Below are 24,295 nucleotides of genomic sequence, written 5' to 3' on the forward strand. Positions count from 1 at the left end.
GGCGCACGGCGGGTGTCGATGGGTGCCGGTGGCGGGCCGGGTGGGCGTCGGCGTTGCTGGTCGGCCGGGCGGAGATCCCGGCGGTGGGTGGGGGATTCACCCCTGTGCCGCGGCCGGGTGGCGAACCGTGCGAACCGACCCTCGTAATGGTCGCGTAACGCCGCTCGCCGCTCATTCGGGGGCGCAGGTGCGGTCGCGGACCCCTCGCATGGAAAGCTCAGCATGACCTCCCGCTCGTCGTCACCCGGGCCCCTCCCGCCCGCGATGTCCCACCCCGCCGACAATGTCCCCGTCACCGGCGCGCCGCCCCGCCCCACCGCGACCCGGCCGTCGCCCGCTTCCGTGACACTCGAAGAAGAACGTCCGCCCGCCCACGGCGACCCGCTGGAAGAGCTGGTCCTGGCCGCCGTGGCCGATCGCCCCCTGGACGAAGTCGCCCAGCTCATCACCCTGTTGGAACGCTCTCCGGAACATGCCAGGACCGCCGTCGAGGCCCTGCGCGCGGCCGGCCTGGGCCGGACGGTCGAGGACGTGTCCCGCCTCGTCACCCTGCTCACCGCACCCCCGCGGCAGGCCGACAGCGCCGACGAGGCGATCCGCGCCGCGGCGCAGTGCCGCCCCGTGGAGGACGTGACCCGTCTGATGGCGCTGCTGCACCGGGGCTCGGTGGAGCCGCACTGCGAACAGGCCGCCGTACGCGCCGCTGCGGTGGGCCGGCCCGTCGAGGAACTGGTCGAGCTGATCGGCCGGTTGAGCGTGGAGCGCGCGGACCGCCGCGACCTGCCCGCGTCGGCGCCGGACGAAGCGGCCCCGGACGGCGGCGGGTTGCTGCCGGGGCTCCTCGAACCGCCCGACGAGGACGGCGATTCACCGCCGGGCGACGGCGATGGCGATGGCGGGGGAGGCGATCGTGGCGGAGGAGGCCACGGGGGACGAGATCGTGGGGGACCGGACGGCGGGGGGCTCGGCCGTGGTGGACGGAGCGGCAGGTGGCGTATCCGCGAGGGGCGGACCGGCGGGGGACTCGACCGCCGTGGACGAACCGGAGGGGGACGGGACCGTGGTGGACGGGACCGCGACGGCCGGGACCCCGGTGGACGGGACCGCGATGCCCGGCACCCCGGTGGACGGGACCGCGGTGCCGGGGACCCTGGTGGACGGGAACGTGCCGCGACCGTGGCGGCGGTGGACGTACGGTCGCGCCGCGGCCGCGCGGCACCCGCGCGGGAGAGCCGGGAACCCACCGGTCACGGGCCCTCTCGGTGGCCGGCCAGGACCGCGGCCGCACTCCTCCTCCTGTGCGCCGCCGCCCACGTTCCGCGCCACTGGGACACCGCCGACGTCGGCGCCCTGTCCGCGATACTGGCGGCCTCGACCGTGTGCGTCCTGCTGGCCCTCGGGCTCGCGCTGCGTCCCGCGGCGGCGCTGTGCGCGGTCGCGGTCGTCGTGACCGGCGCGCTCGCCGCCGCGCAGGCGGTGGAAGGGCGTCTCGCCTCGCCCGCCCTGTCCGAGGCGCTGGACCTCACCCTCGCGCCCGCGTGGCTCGCCGGACTCCTGGCCGTACTGGCGGGACTCGCCTGCCTGACGGCGCTGTTCGTCGCCCTGCCGGCGGAGAACCCGCGCCGCCACGGCTGACGCGACCGGGCCCCGTCCGGCGCCGAGGCTCCTGTCCCCGCCGCGTCGTCGGCGGGGACGGGGCCTCCCTCAGTGCCGTACGGGCCGCAGCACCAGCCGGCCGTGTTCCCATGCGGCCGCCATCGCGAACGGGAACGCGTCGGCGGCCAGGCAGACTTCGGCATCGTCGGCGTCGATGCCCGCGTCGCCGCGCCGCACGCCCTCCGCGAGCCGCGCCGCGCCGTCGGACCGCCGGGCCCGGCCCAGGTACGGCGCCGGGTCGGCATGGCCCGCGATGGCGAGTTCGGCGATGTACTGCGCGCAGGCCAGGTCCTCCTCGGCCCGTCCGCCGTCCCCGGTGACGACGAAGGTGACCGCCTCCGGCCGCCGGGCCCGCAGCAGTTCGGCGGTGGCCCCGGCGACCGCGAAGCTCGCGCAGAGCAGCAGCCTCGCGTCCCCGGCCGCCAGCGCCCCGGTCGTGCCGGCGGTGGTCTTCTGCACGATCGTGCGGCCCGCCACGTCCATGTCCCGCAGCCGGGCGGGGGAGTTGGCGAGATCGAAGCCCTCGACCGGCGGCCCGTCCTGGAAGGCCAGCCAGTCGGCGTTGCGCCCCTTCAACTCCAGCGCCTCGTCCAGGGTTTCGGCGAACACGATGCGCTCCGCGCCGAGCCGGAAGGCCCAGGCGGCGACGGTGAACGCCCGCATGACGTCGACGACCACCGCCACGTCGGGCGGTGGGGACAGCCGGCCGATGCCGGTGAAGGTGGGTCGCATGACCCCAGTGTGCCGTGGGTCAGGAGAGCCGGTCCGCGTCACGGGTCCTGAGCGACGACGGGGTGAGCGCCTCCCTGGCCGCCCGGCCGTACAACCCGGCACCGTTCTTGCGCATCGACCGCAGCGCGAGAAGCAGGACCCCGATGTCGTCGAGGTAGACGGGGTCGGGCAGCAGATCCGTCGGCAGGATCAGATAGGCGACCGCGCCCCAGAAGACCCAGCGGGGGCCGGTCGGGAGGCCGGCGCGGCGCAGATCGCGCCGGGTGCGCACCAGCCGTACCAGCACGGTGACCGCCAGGCCGAGCAGGACCGCCGCGAACGCTGCGGCGATGACGAGCACGGTCTCGGTGGTGTTCACGGGGGCCTCCGGCGGTCGGTGAACGGCTGAGGGTCGTCACGGGCGGACGGGACGGCCGGCCGGGGGGCTCCGGCGCCCTCCCCTTTCCGCTTTCCCGCTCCTGGCCGCCGTAGAGCCGCCGGGTCCATCCATTGTGGAGGGATCGAGGTGACCTGCTCGACCCGGTCCGCTGTGGAGGGATCGATGTGACCTACTCGACCCGGTCCGCCGGAGTCTCGGCGGCGGCGTCGGAGGTCTTGCGGCTCTCGGGCACGCCGGGGACCTCCGGGAGACCGGGGGCGCCGGGGGTCTCCGGCAGACCGGGGGCGTCGGGGAGGCCCGCGGTCTCGGGGAGCCGGGCGGTCTCCGGGAGTTGGGCGGTCTCCGGCGGGCGGGGCGTCTCGGTCGCGGGCCGCAACGCCTTCGCGGTGTCCCTGAACCGTTCCCACCGGCGGCTGATCTGCTGGAACGGGGAGGCCGCGGGCGCGTCGGGCTCGGGCTCCGGCGCCGCCGGGGCGGGCACCGCGCCCTCACGGAAGGCGGCCAGCGCCTCGTTCGCCCGCTCGGCTGCCTCCCGGTACAGGTCGCGGGAGGTCGTCATCGCCTCCAGCGCCTCGCGGTACTTCGCCACCAGCCGCCGCTCCCGCGCCAGCTCCTCCTGGAGGGTCAGCAAGGTCCAGTTCTCGCGCAGGTCCGTGAGCGCCTCCTCCGCGCCCTGCGGCGGCGGCTTCGGCAGATCGGCGTACCTGCGTACGGCGTCGAAGAGTTCGGTGGGTTCCGCGCCGCCCTCCAGGAACACGCTGCGGACGGAGAACTCCTGTGCGTCGTAGCCGATGGGCGCGGGGGACGCGGGCAGCACCACGGCACCGCCGCGCGGGACTTCCACCCCGAGGTCCTTCAACGCCCAGTTGACGGCGCGCAGTTGATGGGGGGTGGCCCGGTGCTCGATCACCCGGTGGCGCAGCTCGGGCGGCAGCAGCCGGGTCAGCGGCAGCCGGCCGCGCGCGTCCGGGGTCATCGCCTCGTGCACGACGACGTGGATGCCCCAGCCCTCCCGCGCGCAGCTCTTGAACATCCGCCGCATGTCCTTGTCGTCGGCGGGCAGCGCGTTGACCGAGCGGTAGCGCAGTTCGGGGAGGACGTGGTGGTGGTCCCAGGCCGCGTCGGAGGTGTCGGCGGGCTCGGCCGAGACCGGGGTGTCGGGCCAGAACATGGTCGCCGGGGACGGCCACCGCTCGTCCCAGGGCCGCTCGGCCTCCGCGACCAGCAGCCACGCGTGTCCGGGGTCACGGCCGTCCGGCGGGGTCAGCGTGAGCCGGGCGCGCACGGTGACACCGTCGGCGACGCGCCAGCGGGCCTCGAAGATCCGCTCCGGCGCGACCTCGCCGTCAGGGTCGGCGCCGTCGTGGTGGGGCTCGGTGAAATCGTCGAGGACCCCGCTCTCCTTCAGCTGCCGCAGGTTCTCCCGCAGGACGTACTCCGGGGCGGGGGCGACGGGCCCGACGTGGCGGCCACGGGCCGACCAGACGGTACGGGGGAGCGTGGGGCGTTCGGTGGGCGAGTTCGACATAGGCCAATCAGCTGATGGGGACCGGATCGGATCGGCTTCCCAGTATCACCTCCGCCGAAGCTCGCGCGTCCGGCGGGGGTGATCGACACGCCGCCGACCTGGGTCGGCGCCGGGTCGTACGGCAGGCGCACACGGGAGGCGCGCGCCTCGCACGGGGTGTGCCAGACGCACATCACGTGCCCGCCGCGCACCGATGTACTCGCCGATGCGACGCGTCCCACAATGGAGGTGGGTGAACGGGGCCGGCCCACCATCCGCATCGGGGCGGGCCCCGTTCGCCCCCGGCCCAGCCTGCCCGGCCCAGCCTGCCCGGCCCAGCCTGCCTGGCCCGGTCGCCCCGCCCGGCCCGGTCGCGGCGCGCGCCGCGGTCCCCCGGACCGGCGCGTGGCGCACCTCACCCCTCCGCAGGCGCCCGAGGCTTCTCCCACACCGACACATGCCGTCCGCTGTCGCCGGTGAACGGCTCGCGCTTCCAGCCCTCCCACCGCTCGCTCAGCCGCAGCCCGGCCAGCCGCGCCATCAGATCGAGCTCGGCGGGCCAGACGTAGCGGAAGGGGATCGAGCGGTACTCGCCGCGGCCGTCGACGACCTCGACGTAGTTCGAGCTCATCTGCTGGGTGGCGAGGTCGTAGCGGTCGAAGGCCCAGCGGGTCGGCTCGGCGCGGAAGGGCACGAGGGTCTGCCCGGCCGGCAGCTTGCGCAGTTCGGGGACCGCGACCTCGACGACGAACCGGCCCCCGGGCGCCAGGTGCGCCGCCGCGTTGCGGAAGCAGTCGACCTGGGCGTCCTGCGTGGTCAGGTTCATGATCGTGTTGAAGACCAGATAGACAAGGGAGAACGACCCCGGCACCCGCGTCGACGCGAAGTCGCCGATGTGCACGTCGATCGCGTCGCCGCCCGGCTTGGCCCGCAGCCGGTCGGTCATCGCCCGTGACAGGTCGATGCCGTGCACCGGCACGCCGCGACGCGCGAGCGGCAGCGCGATCCGGCCGGTGCCGATCCCCAGCTCCAGCGTCCTGCCGCCGCCCTCCGGCGCCCCGCCGTCCCCTGCGCGCGCGGCCAGGAAGTCCACGGTGGCCCCGACCGTACCGGCGTCGAACATGTCGCTCGACGGATCGTCGTACGTCGCCGCGACCGCTTCCCCGAAGTAACCGTCTGCGTCCACGCCGGGGACCGTATCCCGGACCGGGCCCCGACGCCCCTGATTATTCGGCCCGGGAACGCACGGTGATCATTCGGCCCGGGGAACGCCCGGCGCCGCGCGGGGGAGCGGGAGGACGAGGCGCGATCAGTGCCGTACGCCGCCGAGTCGCTCCACCAGCTCCCGGGCCTCGGCCGTGCGGGCGTGCCCCGGCCCGAGGGCGGCGAGGCAGGTGTCGTACGCGCCTTGCGCGCCGGCCCGCGCCTCGTCGGTCCGGCCGAGCCCCGCCAGGGCCGTGGCCTCGGCGATCTCGGTCGCTCCGGTCTGCGCGACGTGCTGCTCGGCCGAGGGCAGCTCCCGGATCCGGGCCACCTCGGCGAGGGCCTCCTCGTGGCGGCCCTGGCCGTTGAGGGCGCGGGCGAGCCCGAGCAGCAGCACGAGACGGAACCGGTCCGGCGTCTCATGCTCGGCGAGCGCCTCGCGCGCGAGGCGCTCGGCTTCCTGGTGCCGGCCCTGCCCGTTGACGGCGAAGATCAGTCCGTTGCGCGCGGATGCCACGAGCAGGGGTGCCTGCTCCCCGGAGGTGCGGGCGGCCGTGCGGAAGACGGCCCCGCACTCCGCCTCGCACTCGACGTACCGGCCGAGCGCGGCCAGGGTCTGGGCGCGGTCCGAGCGCAGCTTGAGCGTCAGCCAGTGCTCGGCGCCGTAGATCCTGCCGAAGACCGGGAGCAGTTCGTCGTACGCGGTGACCGCCTCGTCGTGCCGCCCCTGTGCGCCCATCGCCATGGCGGCGACGCTCAGGGCCATCGGCGCGTAGTGGTTGTGGCGCTCCGGTTGCATCGCGGCGACCCTGCGGGCCTCGTTCTCGGCGTCGGCGAACCGGCCGACCTTGAACAGGGCGCTGGCCTCGGCGAGTTGTGCCAACGCGCTGGCGGGTACGCGGCGGGAACGGGACCGGAAGAGGGGCATGGCGGGAGTCTACGGCCGTACGCGAACGGCCTTCACGCGAACGGGTCGTACCGTGGCGAACGCCCTTCACGCCAACGGGTCGTACCTGTCCCGGCCGTACCCGAACGACCCTCACGCGAGGGGACCGTACGGGCCCGCGGCCGTCCGGGGACGATCTCCGCGCCCCGGCCGGTGGCGATACCGTCGGCTCATGGCACACGTTCGGTTGACCACCGCCTCCTTCCTCGTCCTCGGCGTCATCGACAAGCTCGGAGAGGCGAGTCCGTACGACGTGAAGACCGAGGCGGCGCGCACCGTCGCGCCGTTCTGGTCGGTGCCGCACGCGCAGGTGTACGCGCAGTGCGACCGGCTCCTGGAGGCGGGCCTGCTGACCCAGGTGCGCCAGGAGAGCGGCCGCAACCGCCGGGTGCTGGCGCTGACGCGGGACGGCCGCGCGGCGCTGCGCGAGTGGCTGGACGACCCCGAGTTCGTGCCGGTCGAGGCCCGTGAGCGCGGCATCCTGAAGCTCTGGTTCGGTGGCCACCCCGAGGTGCTCGCGCCGGTGCAGCTCGGCGAGCACGAGAAGACCCTCGCGGACTACGAGGAACTCGCCCGCAGCGTAGGTGAGTTGCTCACCTCGGGGCAGCGTGAGGCGCTGGAGTTCGGTATCCGCTACGAGCGCATGATGGTCGACTTCTGGCAGTGGGTGCAGCACCGCGACGAACGGGACTGACCGGACCGTTGACGCGGCAGCGGCCCGCGCCTACCGTCTCGATAGTCCAAAAGAGACTGTCCAGACGAGACCATCGGCGGTCCCGCCGGTCGGTCAGCCGCAGGGAGTCGCCGTGCACCGTCCGTCGAGCAGCACCGTGCGCCGGGTCGCCATGACCACGGTGACGATCGTGTGCGTGGTCTACGCGCCGATCGCGATGACCGAGCTGTGGCCCTACGCCCACCCCGGCGCACCCGCGTTCGGCGAGTGGGTCCTGGCCCACGTCGTCTCGCCGCGCTACATGGCCGACGCCCTCGCGACCCGCATCGCGCCCTACCGGCACAGCCTCCTGCCGATGATCGTCCACTCGGTGCTGGGCGGCGCGCTGATGCTGCTCGGCCCCGGCCAGCTCCTCACCGTCGCACGGGGACGGACCCGGCTGCACCGGATCCTCGGCGTGGTCTTCGCCGTCACGGTCTACGTCTCCATGGCCGGCGCCGGGGTCTATCTGGCCCGGACCGCGCCGGAGGACGCCTTCAGCGGCGCGGCCTTCTGGATCGTGCTCGCCACCATCCTCGTCGGCACGGTGATGAGCGTGACGTTCGGCGTCCTCGCCGCCGTCGGCCGCCTCCCGGACCTGCACCAGCGCTGGATGCTCCTCGCCTACGGCTTCCTGCTGACCGCGCCCCTGCTCCGACTGGAGTGGGGCGCCCTGCCGATGCTCATGCCGGGCCTGTCGATGGCGCAGATCAACCAGGTGGCGATCATGCACCTCGGGTCCCTCGTCGCCTTCGGCGCGCTGGTCGCCTCCCGGGCCCGCGACCGGCGCCGCCGCGTCGCGGGGGTGACGGGCTCCTGGGCACCCTGGCCCGTCCTGGCCGCCGCCCACCTGGCCGGGGCGCTCGCGCTCGCCTGGATCGTCCGCTCCTTCGCCGGCTGGGGCGCCACGGGCCACCGCCTGCTGATCGGCTACCTGCTGCCGTACGCCGTCGTCTACGCGGTGACGGCGCAGCGGGCGTGGCGCGCGGGCCGCGAGAACCGCCCCTGGGCGCGGGAGGAGTGGCGGCTGCACCTGGCCGCACTGCTGCTGGCGCCGGTGCTGTCCGCCGCCGCGGCCCCGGTCCTCGCCCGCTCCCTCCACCTGGACCGGCACACCGCGCTGGCCGCCGGGGTCTCCGTCGGCTGCGGAGTCCTCGCCTTCGCCGCCACCGGCCTGGTGAGCCTGCGGGTGCTGTACGCCCGTGAGGTGCTCAAGCGGGCGGCGCCCGTTCAGGGTTCGGTGCAGGCACAGTTCCCTGCGCAGGCCGGGGACGGGGGCGGGGACGGGGGCGAAGGCTCGGTCGAGGGCGAAGGCGTGGTCGGGGGCGACGGCGTGGTCGTGGCGATCCCGGAGCCGCAGAGTCCCGCCCCCGCCGGCTGAGCGTCGTACCACCGCAACCGGCCGGTGCGCGGAGCACGGCCGGACCGCCGACAGAACACCACCGGCCCGCCCACGGAAACGGAACAGTCATGCCCGACGCGTCCGACCTGTCCTCCGAACCGACGGCAACCGCGCCCGCCGCCGCGCCTGTCGAGCCCGTTGCGACGTCCCCCGCTCCCGCTCCCGCCCCCGCTGTCGCGCCTCCCGCGTCCGCCGCGGCCCCTCGGGTGCAAGCGGCGCCCGCCGTACGGCCGTTGACGGCGAGCTTGGCGCTGCTGGCCACGGCCGTGGCGGTGATCAACATCTGTGTCGGCGGCGCGCTGGCCCTCGTCGCCGTGACCGGCCATGTCTTCGGCGCCTGGCCGTCCCCCGAGCCGCTGAGCCAGGGCCTGGTCGGCGCGGCCATGCTCGGCACGGCGCCCGGCCTGTTCGCGTTCGGCCAGGCCCGCCACTGGCACGAAGTGCGCACGCTCGCCTACTCGTTGGTGACCGTCGTCGTCGGCCTGTTCGCGGTGACCCTGCTCGACGCGGGCCGGCTCTACATGGCCGAGGGCGGCCCGGTCATGAACGTCCTGTTCAGCGTGGGCTGGTTGTTCACCCTGGGCGTGCTGAGCGTGTGGGCCGTGATCGCCGTCGCCCTGCTCCACCTGACCCCGTCGGGACCCGCGCCGGAGCGGACGGCCCCGCTGCCCGCCTGGTCCAAGCCGTCGCTCGCGGTGCTCGGTTCGGCGTGGCTGGGCATCGGCACCGGACTGCTGGTCCGCCCCGGCTTCTGGGCGGACTTCGTTCCCTGGCCGGTCGGCCGCACCGACGCGCAGGCCCTCGGCGTGTGGGCGCTCGCCCTCGGCGTCGGCGTACTGGGCGCGCTCACCGAGGACGATCTAGGCCGCACCCGCACCGCCACGACCGCGCTGCTCGGCACCGCGATCGCCGCGGCGGTCGTGCTGGCCGCACGGGCGGCCCACGTCAACTGGTCCTCGGGCCCCGGCCTGAGCCTCGTCTGCATGGTCGGGGGGCTGCTGGTCACGGGCGTCAGCGGCCGCCTGCTGCTGGCGCGGGGAACGGCCGCCGCGAAGCCGTAGACGCGGCCGCTGTGAAGCCGTGGGCACACCTGCTGCGCGCCGCGCCCTTCCGCGGGTCCGTGGTGGCTGGGTCGCGCAGTTCCCCGCGCCCCTTTCGGGGCGCTGCCGAACCGTTGCCCCGGGGGGATGCGACCGGCCCTGACGGACCCGCGGTCATGCCACCTGCAGGGTGTAGTGGCCGGAGGTCGTCGCCGTGAGGCGCCAGCCGCCCGCCCGTGCGGTCAGCCGGATGCCGGTGACGCCGCTGCCCGTCGCCGCCGGGCGGTCCGTGCCGGGGACCCACACGTCCAGGGTGCCCGTCCCCGTGCCCGTAAGACGCAGGTTCCGGGTGGTGGCGGAGGAGCGGAGCGAGGTCAGGCGTCCGGGGGCGCTGCGCGGGTACGCCTGGGACAGTGCCGTGGTCTCGAAGGCAGGGCTCGCCAGGGGCTTGCCGTCCGGGCAGGTGTACAGGACCACGCCGCCACCCGAGTCGGCGGCCGCGGGGTCGTTCTGCGGATCACCGCAGGCCTTCTTCCACACCCAGATCGCCGAGCCCAGCAGGTCGGTGTTCTGCCGCTCCAGGTAGCGGTCGAACCGCGAGCGGAAGTCGTCCGCCTTCCCGAACCAGCCCCACTCGCCCGACCACAGCGGCACCCCGTACGCGCGGGCGGTGCGCTCGGCGGCGGTGTACCCCTGCTCGATCGAGGTCAGGGTGGTGCCCAGGCCCTGGTCCATGGTGATCGACTCGCTGTACAGGTGCGGCGAGAAGACCAGCAGCGGGTCGTCGGCGAACCCGACCGGCGGGGTGGTGTCGAAGCCCAGCCCCGACCAGAGGATCGACGGCTCGAAGAACACGAGGTGGTGGTTGCCGCCGGAGACCCGCGACTCCGCCGCCCGGATCGAGGTGATCGCCTGCTGGTAGAGGCGCCCGAGCAGCAGGGAGGACGTGACGCCGGGGGAGTTGCCCGGTCCGGGCTCGTTGAGGAGGTCGTAGCCCGCGACGGCGGGATCGTCCGCGAACTCCTTGGCGAGGCGGCCCCAGGCGCGGGCGAACTCGGTGCCGATGCCGTCGGTGTCGGCGTAGAGGTTGGTGAACGCCTGCTGCACGTTGGGCGAGAGGTCGCGGCCCTGGAAGCCGCAGGCCTTCGCGCCGTCGGTGCGCGTCGCCCACTCCGGGGCGCCGTCGTTGCCGAACTCGGGCGTCGCCCCGGCCCGGCACCGCGTCCCCTGCGCCGCGCTGACGTACTTCGAGTAGGTGTCCTGGTGCATGTCCAGGACCGTGTAGATGCCGTGCGCGGCGGCCTGGTCGACCGCGGTACGCACCCGGGCCAGGTACGCCTTGTCGAACACGCCCCGCTGCGGCTCCAGCGCCGACCACGACAGGGCGAGGCGCTGGACGTCGAAGCCGTACCGCGCCATCTGGGCGTAGTCGGAGTCCTTCAGCGGCCACACCGTCTGCTTGGCCGGGTCGGGCTGCCCGTAGTCGATGAGCTGGTTGACGTTCACGCCGCGCAGCAGCACCTGCCGGCCCGCGCTGTCGCCGATCACCGGCGAGCGCCCCTGGCCGCGCAGCACGGTCAGCGGCAGCAGCCCGTCGCGGTCGCGGCTCGCGGCCTGCCGCGAGGCGTCGGTGGAGGCCACCGCCGTCGCCACCGTCGCCGGGGTCACGTTGCCGACCGCGAGGGCCAGTACGGCCGCGATCGCGACCGGCGGCGCCCACCCGGCGGCACGGGCGAGGCCGACGCGCTCGGCCGACACCTCGGTCCGGCGCCGCCAGGCCCGCTCCGCCGCCCAGGGCACGGCCACGGCGCCGGCGCAGACGCCCGCGCCGACACCCTCGGCGATCCGCATCAGCACCGACGCGACCGGGAACAGCGCCCCGCCGAAGCCGTTCAGACAGCCGTCGAGCACCCACAGCGGCACGAACCCGAGGATGCCCGCCACGGTCAGCGTGGACGCGAGCGACCACAGGGTCACCCCCAGGCCCGCGCGGGGCAGGACCGGCGACACCACCCGGCGCCAGAGCACCGCACCGGCGCACAGTCCCACCACGCCCGCGACCAGGGTCGCCACCCCGGAGCCGCCCGGTATCGGGCCGGACGCCCAGGCGAACGCGCCGCCACCCGCGTGGAGCGCCACGGCGGCGCCGGCCGGCAGCCACAGGAACCCACCGACACGGCCGGCACCGGTGTTCAGCCCCGCACCGTCCGCGTCGTCCTGCCCGGTGCCCGCGTGCTGTCGTGCCCCCGCGTCCTGCCCCGCGTCCTGCCCGCCGGCGGTGCCCGTGTCCGCTTCCTGGGGGGCGTGCCCGGCGCGCAGCCGCCATACGCCGATCCGGTACGCCGTCGCCGCCGCGCCCGCGACCAGCGGCCCGAACGCGGCGTACTTCGCGCCGGTCAGACCGCACTCGGCGAGCAGCGAACCGGCCGTCGAGAACAGATGCAGGCCGCTCGTTCCGGCGACCGCCAGCAGCAGGCCGCTGTAGGCGAGCTTCGCGAGGAACGCCACCAGGACCAGGGTCGACCAGACCGCGCAGAAGATCCAGCGCGCCCTCGCCCCGGGTGCCGCGGCGCGCACCAGCCGATGGACGGCGAGCGCGCTGCCGCCGAGCAGCAGGGGCAGGAACATCACCGTGGCCCACGCGGGGCTGGTGGCGTTGCCGGGCACGAGACCCGCGTCCAGCCAGTTCTCGGGAGCGAACAGCCCGGTCCCGTCGACATAGCCGAGGGCAGCACACAGTGCCGCGAGTACGGCCGCTGTGGTGAGGGAGGCCGTGCGCGCGAGCAGACGGCTGCCGCGGTGATCATCGGTGAGGGGCATGAACGCAGAAGATAGAGCAATGTGAAGGTTTTGCGAAGGCCTGGTCGGGGCGGATTTCTCCGGCGGTGGCACGCGCGCGGGGCTCGCTCCCCCGACTAGGGGGCGGACGGGCCGAGTTGGCCCTCGTCCGCCGCGTCCGCCGTGTCTGCCTCGTCCGCCTCGTCCGCCTCGTCCTCCTGGTACGAGTAGCGCTGCTGCTTCCAGGGGTCGGCGAGGTTGTGGTAGCCGCGTTCCTCCCAGAAGCCGCGCCGGTCGGCCGTCATGTACTCGATGCCGCGCAGCCATTTGGGGCTTTTGTAGCCGTACAGGTGGGGGACGACCAGGCGCAGCGGGAAGCCGTGTTCGGCGGTGAGCGGCTCGCCGTTGTGGTGGGTGGCCATCAGGGTCCCCTCCGCGGCGAAGTCGCTCAGGCGGAGGTTGGCGGAGTAGCCGTACTCGGCCCAGGCCATGACATGGGTGACCCCCGGAGCGGGCGGGGCCAGGTCCAGGACGGTGGCGGCGGGGATGCCGTACCACTCGTGGTCGGTGGAGGTGGGGCCGCTCGCGCAGCGCAGGTCGGCGACGACCGTGACGCGCGGCAGGGCCGCGAGGTCGTCGAACTTCCACTCCCGCGTCCCGCCGGAGGCGGTGGCGCCGAAGACGCGCAGGTTCCAGCGTTCGGGGCGGAAGCGCGGGACCGGGCCGTAGTGAGAGACGGGCCAGCCCGCCACGTGGCGCTGCCCGGGCGGGATGCGCCCACGGACTCCGGCGCGGGGGGACGATGCGTCATCCACGGACTGCCACCCTCTCCCTGCCCTTCACGTCGTCCTGCCGTCCTGTTGCAGGGTAAGCGCCGGCTCCTCGCGCCGCCCCGCGGCCGTCCTGCGTACGTCTTGCGTACCGTCTTGCGTACGTCCTGCCGGGCGAGGCGATCACGGCGTCGGAGGCCACCGCCCTGGAGCCGGCCCACGGCCGGCGGCGTCGCCCGCGACGCTCAGTGCGGGAAGGCGCGCGGGGCCCGTTGGCGGGGCAGGGTCTCGCGGAACTCCACTATCACCGTGCTGATCTGACGCATCAGCGCCGTGCGCTCCAGCCGGTCGAGGTAGAGGTTGCGGCGGGCGAGGGCCACGGCGTCGACGCAGAAGCACAGGGCCATCAACGGGTTCACGAACAGCTCGCTGCCGCGGGTGCGTTCGGTGAACCGCACGTCGCCGAACTCGCCGCGTACGGCCGCCGCCACGGAGCCGTGGACGATGCTCGGGTGGTCCGGTGTGTGCCGCTGGGCGTCGGCCACCGCGTCCAGGTAGAGCGCGCCCTCGCGGCTCTCCCTGGGCAGGGAGAACGCGCCGAGGTAGGCGCCCTCGCGGTCCAGCGCGGCCAGGTTCTCCAGTACGAGCGAGTGGCTGACCCCGTGGTGGGCGTCCACGCCGAAGCCGAGGCAGACGACGAGCCGCTGCGCCACCTCGTCCAGGCCGTCGACGGCGGCGAGGCTCGCCATGTCCTCCTCGGGCGTGCCCAGGCCGTGTTCGTCGCCGCGCATGAGGATGTCGGTCCCGCCGTCCACGAGGACGACGGCGTCGACGCCGCCCAGGTGCTCGATCAGCGACCGGTAGGCGGCGCGCAGCGGCTGGACGCCGGTGAGCGGGAACGCGTAGACGGTGGCGGGCAGTTGCCGCCGCTCGAGCCAGCGGGCGAGGGTCCGCTCCGGGAAGTAGTCCCCGCGCGCGACGGTGTCCGGTCCTACGGCCGCCACGTCCGGCGCCACCCAGGCGTCGAGGTCGAGGGCGTAGAGGTCGGCGAAGGAGAGGTTCGCGAGGTGCACTTCCTTGCCCGCCGCGCGCAGCGCCAGCGCGAGCGGCAGCCCCGCATAGACATCGAACCCACCCCCCGCCCCCGCGACGAGAACCCGCCGCGCGTCACGGAGACGGGTGAAGAGGGCGGGTTCATGGAGTGAGAACACCGGGTGACGCTAGCAAGTGCGGGGCCGGACGGGGGAGTCGACCCCGGCCCCGGACCGGGGGCAGGAGGCCCGAGGCCCGAGGCCAAGGGGCGGTGGGCTCTCGGCTCAGGGGGCTGGAGCCGAGGTCCACCGTTGACCCCGCCGGAGGCGTCACGCCTCGCTTGCGTCCAGCATTCCCTCGCGTTCGACGATCTTCACGCGCTCGCGGCCCTGCGGCTCACCCAGCGCCTTCTCCGCCGCGTCCAGCCGGTACCAGCCCTCCCACGTGGTGAAACGCACCGAACGCTCGGCGAGGAACGCGTCCACGGCCTCCGGCTCGGGCGAGGCGGGCGTCTGCAGCCGGCCCTGGGCGTGGTCGGCCAGCAGGTTGGCGACGGTCTCGTTGGCGTCGCCCTTGGTGTGGCCGATCAGGCCGATCGGACCGCGCCGGATCCAGCCGGTGACGTACGTCGACTGCATGTGCTCGCCGGTCTCGCCGATGACGCGGCCGCCCTCGTCCGGAACGGTGCCGGAGTCGATGTCCCAGGGGAGCTTGGGCAGCTTGTCGGAGAGGTAGCCGACCGCGCGGTAGACCGCGGTGACGTCCCAGTCCTTGAACTCGCCGGTGCCCTTGACGTTGCCGGTGCCGTCGAGGGCCGTGCGCTCGGTGCGCAGGCCGACGACCTTGCCGTCCTCGCCGAGGATCTCCGCGGGCGACTCGAAGAAGTGCAGGAACAGCTTGTGCGGGCGCTCGCCGACATCGCGGATGGCCCAGTTCTCCAGGGTCTTGGCGACCATGTCGGCCTGCTTGTTGCCGCGCCGCGTCTCGATGGAACCCGCGTCGTAGTCGATGTCCTCGGGGTCGACGATGACCTCGATGTTGGGGGAGTGGTCCAGCTCGCGCAGCTCCATCGGGCTGAACTTGGCCTGCGCGGGCCCGCGGCGCCCGAAGACGTGGATCTCCAGCGCCTTGTTGGCCTTGAGGCCGTCGTAGACGTTCGGCGGGATCTCCGTCGGCAGCAGCTCGTCGGCGGTCTTGGCGAGGACACGGGCCACGTCGAGCGCGACGTTGCCGACGCCGAGGACGGCGACCTTCTCTGCGGTGAGCGGCCAGGTGCGCGGCACGTCCGGGTGGCCGTCGTACCAGGAGACGAAGTCCGCGGCGCCGTAGGAGCCGTCGAGCTCCGCGCCGGGGATGGACAGCGCGCGGTCGGCCGTGGCGCCGGTGGAGAAGATCACGGCGTCGTAGAACGCGCGCAGGTCGTCGAGGCTGATGTCGGACGGGTAGTCCACGTTGCCGAACAGGCGGATCTGCGGCTTGTCCAGCACCTGGTGCAGGGCCGTGATGATGCCCTTGATGCGCGGGTGGTCGGGGGCGACGCCGTAACGGATCAGACCGAACGGTGCGGGCATCCGCTCGAAGAGGTCGATGGACACACCGGGCTCGGCGGCCACGTCGGACTTGAGCAGGGCGTCGGCGGCGTAGATCCCGGCGGGGCCGGCTCCGACGATGGCTACCCGCAGGGGGCGCGGCATGATCAGGTTCCCTTCGAGCGATGAGTACAACTCGACGGGAAGCCTAAGCTAAGGCAAGCCTAAGTCGGTACGCGGGTCCGGTCTATGACCTCATAAACGGAATTTATGGGTCTTGTCGGGACCGGGGCGTCGTCACGTGGCCCGTCCGGCTGCCCGCCCGTGGTCGCGGCCGGCCGCAGTCGGGTGCCCCGGGATGAGCGTCCCGCGGCCGCATGCCTGCGGTCGCGCGCCATCGTAGGCGGCCGGACGATGGAGCCATGACCGCGGGTCCCGGCCGTTCCCTGCCCGTGTCCGGAGTGCGGTGATTTGGTGCCGTCATCGCACACTCTCCGTCGCTGACAGGTCACGCAACGCGGACTCCCGGCACCGCGCTTGCATGACCATGCACTCCTCTGCATATACTTCGACTCATGTCCAAGGTGCTTACCTCCCTCCCTGTCGGCGAACGTGTCGGAATCGCCTTCTCCGGCGGTCTCGACACGTCGGTTGCGGTCGCGTGGATGCGCGAGAAGGGTGCGGTCCCCTGCACCTACACGGCTGATCTCGGCCAGGCCGACGAGCCCGACATCGCCTCCGTCCCCGGCCGCGCGCACGCCTACGGCGCCGAGCTCACCCGTCTGGTCGACTGCCGCGCGGCGCTCGTCGAGGAGGGGCTCGCGGCCCTGGCCTGCGGCGCGTTCCACATCCGCTCGGCCGGCAAGACGTACTTCAACACCACCCCCCTCGGCCGCGCCGTCACCGGCACCCTGCTGGTGCGCGCGATGATGGAGGACGACGTCCAGATCTGGGGCGACGGCTCCACCTACAAGGGCAACGACATCGAGCGGTTCTACCGCTACGGCCTGCTCGCCAACCCCTCGCTGCGGATCTACAAGCCGTGGCTGGACGCCGACTTCGTGAGCGAGCTCGGCGGCCGTCAGGAGATGTCGGAGTGGCTGCTCGCCCGCGAGCTGCCCTACCGCCACAGCAGCGAGAAGGCGTACTCCACCGACGCCAACATCTGGGGCGCCACCCACGAGGCGAAGTCGCTGGAGCACCTGGACACCGGCATCGAGATCGTCGAGCCCATCATGGGCGTGCGGTTCTGGGACCCCGAGGTCGAGATCGCCCCCGAGGACGTCACCATCGGCTTCGAGCAGGGCCGCCCGGTGTCCATCAACGGCAAGGAGTTCGCCTCCGCCGTCGATCTCGTGCTGGAGGCGAACGCGATCGGCGGCCGCCACGGCATGGGCATGTGCGACCAGATCGAGAACCGCGTCATCGAGGCCAAGAGCCGTGGCATCTACGAGGCCCCCGGCATGGCCCTGCTGCACGCCGCCTACGAGCGCCTGGTCAACGCCATCCACAACGAGGACACCCTCGCCTCGTACCACAACGACGGCCGTCGCCTCGGCCGCCTGATGTACGAGGGCCGTTGGCTGGACCCGCAGTCGCTGATGCTCCGCGAGGCGCTCCAGCGCTGGGTCGGCACCGCGGTCACCGGCGAGGTCACCCTGCGGCTGCGCCGCGGCGACGACTACACGATCATGGACACCACCGGGCCCGCGTTCAGCTACCACCCGGACAAGCTCTCCATGGAGCGCACCGAGGACTCCGCGTTCGGCCCGGTCGACCGCATCGGCCAGCTGACGATGCGCAACCTCGACATCGCCGACTCGCGCGCCAAGCTGGAGCAGTACGCCGCCCTCGGCATGGTCGGCGGCAGCCCCGACTCGCGGCTCATCAGCGCCGGTCAGGCCGCCTCGACCCCGCTGATCGGCGCGATGGCCGAGGGCGGCGCCGAGACGATCGCGTCCCGCGGCGAGGCCGTCGGCGACGACGAACTCCTCGACCACGCGGCCCTGGAGTCCGGCACGGACTGATCCGTCCCCTCGCCTGCCTCACCCGCACGCCGTCCTGCCCACCACCGTCTTCCGGTGGCCGGCAGGACGGCGTTGTGCGTGCCACCGCGCGTTGTGCGTGCTACGGCGCGTTGTGCGTGCCACCGTGCGACGCGCCCGGAGACACCGCGTTGTGCGTGCCACCGCCCGATGCGCCCGGCGACCCCGCGCGTCGCGCCGAAGTCGCCGACCATATAAAGGAGTCGAGGGGCTACCGGGGCCGGACCGTCGAGTCCAGGCGGCCCGTCGCCCACGCGACGGCGGCGGAGTGGCCGAACAGGCCGGGCAGGCCGCCGGTGTGCAGGAAGACCGTCTTGTCGCCGGGGCGGATGTCACCGTCGTGGACGGCGGCGATCAGACCCGCCATGGCCCGGCCGGTGTAGACGGGGTCGAGGACGAGACCCTCGGTCCCGGCCGCGAGGGCGAGTGCCGAGCGGACCGGATCGGTCAGGGTGCCGTAGCCCGCGCCCACTTGGTCACCACGCACCCGCAACCGGTTCGGCGTGAGCCGCTCTTCGGTCGACGGGGCCGCGAACTCGCAGACCAGGGAGCCCGGCTCGGGGCGCGCGCCGACGTCCACGCCGAGGACGGCGGACGAACCCAGGGCCGCCACCAGGCCGGCCATGGTGCCACCGGAACCGAGGGCCACCACCGCGTGGCGCAACTCCGGCAGCTGGGAAAGGAGTTCCTGCCCGCAGGTGACGTAGCCCAGCGCGCCGACGGCGCTCGACCCGCCGAAGGGGATGAGCGCGGGCCGTGATCCTGCGGTGCGCAGTTCCTCCGCCACGGCCGCGGCGGCCCGTGCCAGCCCCTGCGGGTCGACGTCCCCGGCCCAGACGACGCGGGCTCCGAGCAGCGCGTCCAGGACCAGGTTGCCGGAGGACGAGGTGCCGGGGGAGCCCGGGAAGACCAGCACGGCCTTCATGCCCAGGCGGGCCGCCGCCGCGGCGGTCAGGCGGGCGTGGTTGCTCTGCGGGGCGCCGGTGGTGACCAGGGTGTCGGCCCCCGCCTGGTGCGCGGCGCCCGCCGTGAACTCCAGCTTGCGCAGCTTGTTGCCGCCTCCGCCGAGCCCGGTCAGGTCGTCCCGCTTGATCCACAGGTCGTCGGGCCGCAGCCCTACGGCGGCGGCGAGGCGCGGGGCGGGTTCGAGCGGGGTGGGGAACGTGCTGAGGACGACACGGGGTGCCGGGGCGCTGGGCGAGCTCACGGTCTGCTTCCTTTGCTGGTGGGCGGCGTGCGTAGCGGGTCCGCGCGGTGGCGGGCGACCCTCGTGCGGGCGCCGCCGGTACCTGGTTCGGGTACCCCGGCCGGGACGGGCCGCCTCCGCCCTTGTGTAGGGTCCGGTGCGTGCCGGGGCGGAGCGACGAGTGGGGGGTCGTGAACGGTATCAAGGCCGGTCAGCACGCCGGGGTACGACCGTGGCACGCCTTCGCGTGTGGTTCCATGCTGGGGCTGGCCGCGCTGTACGAGCGGGTGCGGGGCTTGCGGGACGGCCGCCAGTACGTGCTGTGCCACTCGTCGTCGACGTTGGACCATGTCACCGTCGTGGCTCTCGTGCTGGTCGCGGGCGCCTTTCTGGCGGCCGTCGTCGGTGGCGTGACGGCCGTCATGAGGGAGAAGCCCTCGCCTCCGGCGTTCCTCGTGGCCTGCATGGTGGCCGCCCTCGCCTTCGTGGTCGCGGCCGACCGGGTGGACGCGGGCGGCGAACGGCGGGCGGCGCAACTGGCGTCGGCGCCCTTCGACGAGGCCCTGTGCGACTACCCGGCTCCCGTCTATTCGGCGACGCCCGGCTGGTTCTCCTGGTGATCGACCCGGCCCTCCGGTCCCGGTGATCGGTCCGGTCGCCCGGCCTCGGCGAGCGGCCCCCGGCTCAGGCGGCGAGCGTCGTGCGGGCGACCGCGAGCGCCTGGTCGGCGTACCCGCGCCCGAACAGGACGGTGTGCACGAGCAGCGGGAACAACTGGTGCAGTCCGACGCGTTCCGGCCACCCGTCGGCGAGCGGGGCCACCTCCTCGTACCCCTCCATCACCCGGTCCAGTTGGGGGCAGCCGAACAGGCGCAGCATCGCGAGGTCGGTCTCCCGGTGACCGCCGTGGGCCGCCGGGTCGATGAGGCGGACCTCGCCGTCGGTGCCCCACAGCACGTTGCCGTTCCAGAGGTCGCCGTGCAGCCGGGCGGGCGGCTCGGCGGGGCCCGCCCGCTCCGGCAGCCGTTCGCACACCCGCTCCACGACCGCCGCCTCGGCGGGCCGCAGGGTCCCCGCGTCGACCGCGCGGCGGAGATACGGCAGCACGCGGTGCTCCGCGTACCAGGCGGACCAGTCCGCGCCGCGCACGTTGCGCAGCGGGGCGAGCCCGATGTACGCGTCCTCGGGGCCGCCCGGAGGAGCCGCGCCGAACGCGGGTGCGCCCGCGGCGTGCAGGGCGGCCAGGTCACGGCCGAAGCGGACCGCGGCCGCGGCGTCGGGGCGTCCTTCGGCCACCCGCTCGATCACCAGCCACCACGCGTCGTCCCCGAGCACGGCCGGCACGCGTACGGCACCCGCGCCGCCCAGCCAGCGCAGCCCCGCCGCCTCGGCCGGTACGGCGCCGGGGGCGTGCCCGCGCTTCACCACGACCACCCGGCCGTCGTCGAGCGCGACCTCGCTCAACGCCGGGCCCAGCAGCCGCTCACCCGCCGTCGCCCGCCCGGTGAACCGCGCGGCCACCGCCCCCGGCCCGTCACGCCCGACCATCCCTCATCCGCCTTCCGCCCAGGAGGCGTCCATGCTCGCGCACGCCGTACGGAGATCGGATCAGGCGCGGCGGCAGGACCAGGAGGTGAACACCGACCGGCAGCGGTGCGCTCGGGTCGCGCCCGTTCGCCCGCTGCCACTCCAGCGGGACGCATTACCACCTGCGGGAACGCAGAAGCCATAAGAAACTTCTATGAATTGGCGCGACGGTTGAACACGGTGGGGCCCGAGTCCGTATAGGGCGTGGGCATTTCCTGCCCGCACGCCCCCCACGCTCAACGAGGTGTAGGAGTACTCCCTTGGGACGCAGCAATACGCGCAGACGCCCGATGGGCGCCCAACGCGCGACCTTCGCGGCAGTCGCCCTGATGCTCGGCGGAGGCGGGCTCGTCGCGGTGAACGTCTACGCATCGGCCTCCGAGGGCAGCGACAACGGTGGACAGCAGAACCAGACGTGGTCGGCCGCGACCATCTACTGCCCCGACGTCGGCACCAAGTTGACGCAGGTGCCCGACGAGGCGCGGGACGAGGTCGACACGGAACTCGCGAACCTCGACAAGCAGGTCGCCGAGGCCTACCAGCGGCTCCAGAACACCACCGAGGAGCAGCAGCAGGACTCCGGGTTCGCACAGAACTCGATCATGAACCCGCTGAAGGAGAAGCGGGCCGCGACGATCGGCCGGATCGACGACGCCATCGACCGGGTGGGCGACCGCCCCCAGGGCCTCGACGACCTGGCCGGCTGTGAACTGCACGCCTCCGGCAACCAGTCCAGCGCCCAGCCGAGCGGGCAGCAGACCTCGCCGAGCCCGAGCGACAGCACTCCGGCGCAGAGCGGCCAGAGCAGCCAGGGCACACAGACCGGGGCGGCGGGGCAGGGCGGCCAGCAGACCGGCAACGGCGGCCAGGGCGGCAACGGGCCCGTCGCCTCCGACTACGCCGACATCCGGTCCGTGCAGCCGAACGTGCAGACCCCCGCCAACCAGTCCGGTGCCTCCACCGGCACCTTCAGCTCCAGCTGCGGTGTCAACGCCAACGGGCTGCGCAACTCCGACAACGTCATCGTCGCGCCGGGCGTCTCCAACGGCGCCCACCACTTCCACGACTACGTCGGCAACCAGTCCAACACCGCCTTCGCCAGCGACGACGACCTGGCCAAGGCCGACACCAGCTGCGCCGACAAGGGCGACAAGTCCACGTACTACTGGCCGGTGATCCGTCTCCAGAACGGCACGAGCGAGAAGGACGCGGGGCTGCCCGGCGGCGGCACCGAGGGCAACGTCGGCCAGATCGTGACGCCCAAGCAGGTCACGATCACCTTCGTCGGCAACGCCCGCAGCAAGGTCACGGCCATGCCCCGGCTGCTGCGCATCATCACCGGCGACGCGAAGGCCTTCGTCAACGGCCCCGCCAACGCCAACGCCTCCTGGAGCTGCACCGGTTACGAGAACCGGCAGCTGAAGGACAAGTACCCGCTGTGCCCCCAGGGCAGCGACGTGGTGCGCACCTTCCGCTTCCAGAGCTGCTGGGACGGGCGCAACACCGACAGCGCCAACCACCGTACGCACGTGGCGTTCCAGGCGGCCGACGGCAGTTGCCCGGCGGGCTTCGTCGCCATTCCGCAGCTGGTGCAGCGGATCGTCTACGACGTCGACGCGCCGAGTCTCCAGGACGGCGGCAAGACGGTTCCGCTGTTCGCGGTGGACTCCTTCCCGGAGAACCTGCACAAGCCGGTCACGGACCACGGCGACTTCATCAACGTCTTCGACGACAGCCTGATGCAGCAGATGGTCTCCTGCATCAACGACGGCAAGAAGTGCGGCGTCGACGCGGGTGCCGGTAACGGCAACGGCGGCTCCGGTTCGGGCAGCGGCTCGGGCAGCGGGTCCGGTTCGGGGTCCGGCTCCGGTGGTGGCGGCAACGGCTCCGGCTCCGGCGGGAACACCAAGGAGCCGACGGTCACGGCGTCCGTCGGCGGCAACGAGTCCAGCTCCGGCTCGGGTTCGGGGTCCGGTTCCGGCTCGCACTCGGGCTCGGGCTCGGGTTCCGGCAAGGGATCGGGCAGCGGCAGCGGCAAGGGTTCCGGCAGTGGCAGTGGCAGTGGCAGTGGCAGTGGCAGTGGCAGTGGCAGTGGTAGCGGCAGCGGCAAGGGCAGCGGTAGTGGCTCCGGCTCCGGTGGTTCCACCGCCCAGCCCGCCACCACCGCGCCGGACACCGGCTCCGCGGGCGGTTCGGACACCGTGACCACGCAGCCGAAGTCCACCACCGGCTCGGGCGGCAAGCAGACCCAGGAGGCGACGCCGACTCAGAGCAGCCAGATCGGTGACGCGGCCGGCCCTGACCAGACCCCCGTCGCGAGCCAGAGCGCCCAGGCCCCGATCACCGGTGAGGACGTCCCCTCGGCCAACTCCGGTACCGAGCCCCAGGCGGTCAGCGGTGGGCTCGCCGACACCGGCGCCCACCTGTGGCCCGCCGCGATCGGCCTGCTCCTCGCGGCCGCGGGCGCCATCATGATGTGGCGCGTCAAGCGCGGGGCGCTGTAGCAGAGTTCATGTGACACGGATCCGCTCCCGCGTCTCCGGTCAGGCAGTTGCTCCACGGCGGTGGGGCCGACGGGATCACTTCCCGTCGGCCCCACCGCCGTCGTGTGTGCGGGCGTTCAGGGTGACCACCGCACCACACGGGCGATCCGTGCCGCACCGCCCACTTCGACGCGCGCCCCGCCCGCGCCCGTCCCGTCCCGCGACCCCGTCGTCGCGATGACGGTGGCCGGACTGCCGAGGCTGTCTCCCATGTCGACGACCAGCCGACCGGCAGCGGCACCGGCGCCGACACCGGCACCCGTCGTCGCGGCGAGGCACGCCGTGCTGTTGGCGTTCGCGATGTCCTCCGGCACCCCGATGGCCGGGGCGAACATCCGCGCCGCGAGGACCCCGTGCGAATCCGGGACGGAGTGGACGTAGCACCCCAGCAGCCCCGTGCGCTCGCAGGCCTGGCGCAGCCGGTCGAGGTCCGGGGCGAGCGCCGTCAGCGCGGCTCGTGTGCGTACGGGTACCAGCAGCCGCCACCGGCCGAGCGAGGCCGCCCGCACTCCGGGCGCCGTGTCGCCGGGCCCGATCGCCAGCGCGGGCAGGACGAGTTCGCGCTCCGTCGCCGTGGCCTCCCGCGCCTCGACGGGGCCGGGTTCGAACATCGCCTCCAGCCGGTCCCCGCGGCGGACGCAGTGGCCCGAGAACGTCCGTGCGGGCGTTCGCAGTTCGCACTCGAAGCGCTCGGCAGCGGCGCGTTCGGCACCGGCACGTTCGGCGAGCACCGCGAGGGCGGCCACCGTGCCGTGACCGCAGGCCGGCAGCTCCCCGGCCGAGGTGAAGAAGCGCAGCCCCACCGGAGCGCCCGCGGCACCCACCGGAGCGCCCGCGGCACCCGCCGAGACGAACACCGCGTGCGAGGTCCCCAACTCCACCGGCAGGCGGCGGCGTTCCTCGTCCGTGAGGGGAGCGTCGTCGAGGACCGCCGTGGGGCTCCCGCCCCCGCCCCTTCCGCCGTCCGCGCCTCCGCCCCCGCGCAGACAGGCGTCGACGACGGTCACGGACAGCGCGCGTGCGGATCCCGCATCACCGGCGGCCATGCGGCCGATCGTAACCAGAGGCAAGCCGCGTGACGGGGCGCGCACGCCGTGGCGACCTGCGTCGTCGGCCGTCGCAAGCGGAATGATTGCTTGTTCTTGCAGGGTTCTTGGCGTTTCTTGTCGGCCAATGCGTCACGGGGGCGACGTGTTTGCGGTCGGCGGGGAAGAGCGCAGTCACGCTGCTCAGGGCGGATCGGGTGGC

The 24,295-nt window shown here is 73.7% G+C and carries 19 protein-coding genes; 7 read left to right on the forward strand and 12 right to left on the reverse strand.

Annotation, left to right across the window (positions count from 1 at the left end; genetic code table 11):
* Positions 1 to 342 precede the first annotated feature (342 nt).
* Positions 343 to 1,635, forward strand: coding sequence for a hypothetical protein (locus tag WN71_RS42525; protein WP_240529555.1), 1,293 nt, complete (start codon positions 343 to 345; stop codon positions 1,633 to 1,635).
* A 69-nt stretch (positions 1,636 to 1,704) separates the two neighbouring features.
* On the opposite strand, the gene WN71_RS04160 is transcribed toward WN71_RS42525, so the two are convergent.
* The 5 genes from WN71_RS04160 to WN71_RS04180 form a co-directional block, all read right to left on the reverse strand.
* On the reverse strand, positions 1,705 to 2,388 hold the full coding sequence (locus WN71_RS04160) for a 2-phosphosulfolactate phosphatase (RefSeq protein WP_046590002.1): 684 nt from the start codon (positions 2,386 to 2,388) through the stop codon (positions 1,705 to 1,707).
* A 19-nt stretch (positions 2,389 to 2,407) separates the two neighbouring features.
* On the reverse strand, positions 2,408 to 2,746 hold the full coding sequence (locus tag WN71_RS04165) for a YkvA family protein (RefSeq protein ID WP_046590001.1): 339 nt from the start codon (positions 2,744 to 2,746) through the stop codon (positions 2,408 to 2,410).
* Positions 2,747 to 2,936: 190 nt separating this feature from the next.
* Positions 2,937 to 4,295 (reverse strand): hypothetical protein, encoded by a 1,359-nt coding sequence (locus WN71_RS04170; RefSeq protein WP_063777727.1) that lies wholly within the window; start codon positions 4,293 to 4,295, stop codon positions 2,937 to 2,939.
* Between the two features lie 394 nt (positions 4,296 to 4,689).
* Positions 4,690 to 5,460: a class I SAM-dependent DNA methyltransferase gene (locus WN71_RS04175; protein WP_046590000.1), complete on the reverse strand. Its 771-nt coding sequence runs from the start codon at positions 5,458 to 5,460 to the stop codon at positions 4,690 to 4,692.
* Positions 5,461 to 5,583: 123 nt separating this feature from the next.
* The gene (locus WN71_RS04180) at positions 5,584 to 6,405 is read right to left on the reverse strand and encodes a tetratricopeptide repeat protein (RefSeq protein WP_046589999.1); all 822 of its coding nucleotides are present in this window, start codon (positions 6,403 to 6,405) and stop codon (positions 5,584 to 5,586) included.
* Between the two features lie 190 nt (positions 6,406 to 6,595).
* Here WN71_RS04180 and WN71_RS04185 point away from each other — a divergent pair, with 190 nt between their 5' ends.
* The 3 genes from WN71_RS04185 (at position 6,596) to WN71_RS04195 (ending at position 9,598) form a co-directional block, all read left to right on the forward strand.
* Complete coding sequence (locus tag WN71_RS04185) at positions 6,596 to 7,117, forward strand: PadR family transcriptional regulator (protein WP_046589998.1); 522 nt, start codon at positions 6,596 to 6,598, stop codon at positions 7,115 to 7,117.
* A gap of 112 nt (positions 7,118 to 7,229) precedes the next feature.
* Entirely contained in the window at positions 7,230 to 8,516 is a 1,287-nt protein-coding gene (locus WN71_RS04190) for a DUF2306 domain-containing protein (RefSeq protein WP_240529556.1), read from the forward strand.
* 254 nt (positions 8,517 to 8,770) lie between these two features.
* Positions 8,771 to 9,598, forward strand: a complete 828-nt coding sequence (locus WN71_RS04195) for a hypothetical protein (protein ID WP_143074797.1) — start codon at positions 8,771 to 8,773, stop codon at positions 9,596 to 9,598.
* 153 nt (positions 9,599 to 9,751) lie between these two features.
* On the opposite strand, the gene WN71_RS39525 is transcribed toward WN71_RS04195, so the two are convergent.
* The 4 genes from WN71_RS39525 to WN71_RS04215 form a co-directional block, all read right to left on the reverse strand.
* Positions 9,752 to 12,397, reverse strand: coding sequence for a glycoside hydrolase family 5 protein (locus WN71_RS39525; protein ID WP_052743152.1), 2,646 nt, complete (start codon positions 12,395 to 12,397; stop codon positions 9,752 to 9,754).
* Positions 12,398 to 12,492: 95 nt separating this feature from the next.
* Positions 12,493 to 13,170 carry a molybdopterin-dependent oxidoreductase gene (locus WN71_RS04205; RefSeq protein ID WP_046589996.1) on the reverse strand — a complete coding sequence of 226 codons (678 nt, stop codon included), beginning with the start codon at positions 13,168 to 13,170 and terminating at the stop codon, positions 12,493 to 12,495.
* Positions 13,171 to 13,370: 200 nt separating this feature from the next.
* On the reverse strand, positions 13,371 to 14,336 hold the full coding sequence (locus WN71_RS04210; RefSeq protein WP_046589995.1) for a DUF1152 domain-containing protein: 966 nt from the start codon (positions 14,334 to 14,336) through the stop codon (positions 13,371 to 13,373).
* A 150-nt stretch (positions 14,337 to 14,486) separates the two neighbouring features.
* On the reverse strand, positions 14,487 to 15,851 hold the full coding sequence (locus tag WN71_RS04215) for an FAD-dependent oxidoreductase (RefSeq protein WP_046589994.1): 1,365 nt from the start codon (positions 15,849 to 15,851) through the stop codon (positions 14,487 to 14,489).
* A 410-nt stretch (positions 15,852 to 16,261) separates the two neighbouring features.
* Between WN71_RS04215 and argG the strand changes: the two genes are divergently transcribed.
* The gene (gene argG, locus WN71_RS04220) at positions 16,262 to 17,713 is read left to right on the forward strand and encodes an argininosuccinate synthase (RefSeq protein ID WP_046589993.1); all 1,452 of its coding nucleotides are present in this window, start codon (positions 16,262 to 16,264) and stop codon (positions 17,711 to 17,713) included.
* A 229-nt stretch (positions 17,714 to 17,942) separates the two neighbouring features.
* Here the strand turns inward: argG and WN71_RS04225 are convergent, their stop codons facing one another.
* Complete coding sequence (locus WN71_RS04225; protein ID WP_046589992.1) at positions 17,943 to 18,938, reverse strand: pyridoxal-phosphate dependent enzyme; 996 nt, start codon at positions 18,936 to 18,938, stop codon at positions 17,943 to 17,945.
* Positions 18,939 to 19,108: 170 nt separating this feature from the next.
* On the opposite strand from WN71_RS04225, the gene WN71_RS04230 reads away from it, so the two are divergent.
* Positions 19,109 to 19,537 carry a hypothetical protein gene (locus WN71_RS04230; RefSeq protein ID WP_046589991.1) on the forward strand — a complete coding sequence of 143 codons (429 nt, stop codon included), beginning with the start codon at positions 19,109 to 19,111 and terminating at the stop codon, positions 19,535 to 19,537.
* 64 nt (positions 19,538 to 19,601) lie between these two features.
* Here WN71_RS04230 and WN71_RS04235 read toward each other — a convergent pair whose 3' ends face one another.
* Positions 19,602 to 20,465: a fructosamine kinase family protein gene (locus WN71_RS04235; protein WP_046589990.1), complete on the reverse strand. Its 864-nt coding sequence runs from the start codon at positions 20,463 to 20,465 to the stop codon at positions 19,602 to 19,604.
* Positions 20,466 to 20,794: 329 nt separating this feature from the next.
* On the opposite strand from WN71_RS04235, the gene WN71_RS04240 reads away from it, so the two are divergent.
* Complete coding sequence (locus tag WN71_RS04240; protein ID WP_079177636.1) at positions 20,795 to 23,008, forward strand: DUF1996 domain-containing protein; 2,214 nt, start codon at positions 20,795 to 20,797, stop codon at positions 23,006 to 23,008.
* Between the two features lie 116 nt (positions 23,009 to 23,124).
* Here the strand turns inward: WN71_RS04240 and WN71_RS04245 are convergent, their stop codons facing one another.
* Positions 23,125 to 24,093 carry a PhzF family phenazine biosynthesis protein gene (locus WN71_RS04245; RefSeq protein ID WP_046589989.1) on the reverse strand — a complete coding sequence of 323 codons (969 nt, stop codon included), beginning with the start codon at positions 24,091 to 24,093 and terminating at the stop codon, positions 23,125 to 23,127.
* Positions 24,094 to 24,295: the final 202 nt, after the last annotated feature.

Origin of the sequence: Streptomyces mangrovisoli (assembly GCF_000974985.2) — a bacterium.
Lineage (GTDB): Bacteria > Actinomycetota > Actinomycetes > Streptomycetales > Streptomycetaceae > Streptomyces > Streptomyces mangrovisoli.

Coding starts and splice junctions, on each gene's coding strand:
- argG (WP_046589993.1), top strand. CDS start 16,262: ATGTCCAAGGTGCTTACCTCCCTCCCTGTCGGCGAACGTGTCGGAATC.
- WN71_RS04180 (WP_046589999.1), bottom strand. CDS start 6,405: ATGCCCCTCTTCCGGTCCCGTTCCCGCCGCGTACCCGCCAGCGCGTTG.
- WN71_RS04170 (WP_063777727.1), bottom strand. CDS start 4,295: ATGTCGAACTCGCCCACCGAACGCCCCACGCTCCCCCGTACCGTCTGG.
- WN71_RS39525 (WP_052743152.1), bottom strand. CDS start 12,397: ATGCCCCTCACCGATGATCACCGCGGCAGCCGTCTGCTCGCGCGCACG.
- WN71_RS04240 (WP_079177636.1), top strand. CDS start 20,795: ATGGGCGCCCAACGCGCGACCTTCGCGGCAGTCGCCCTGATGCTCGGC.
- WN71_RS04215 (WP_046589994.1), bottom strand. CDS start 15,851: ATGCCGCGCCCCCTGCGGGTAGCCATCGTCGGAGCCGGCCCCGCCGGG.
- WN71_RS04160 (WP_046590002.1), bottom strand. CDS start 2,388: ATGCGACCCACCTTCACCGGCATCGGCCGGCTGTCCCCACCGCCCGAC.
- WN71_RS04235 (WP_046589990.1), bottom strand. CDS start 20,465: ATGGTCGGGCGTGACGGGCCGGGGGCGGTGGCCGCGCGGTTCACCGGG.
- WN71_RS04185 (WP_046589998.1), top strand. CDS start 6,596: ATGGCACACGTTCGGTTGACCACCGCCTCCTTCCTCGTCCTCGGCGTC.
- WN71_RS04245 (WP_046589989.1), bottom strand. CDS start 24,093: ATGGCCGCCGGTGATGCGGGATCCGCACGCGCGCTGTCCGTGACCGTC.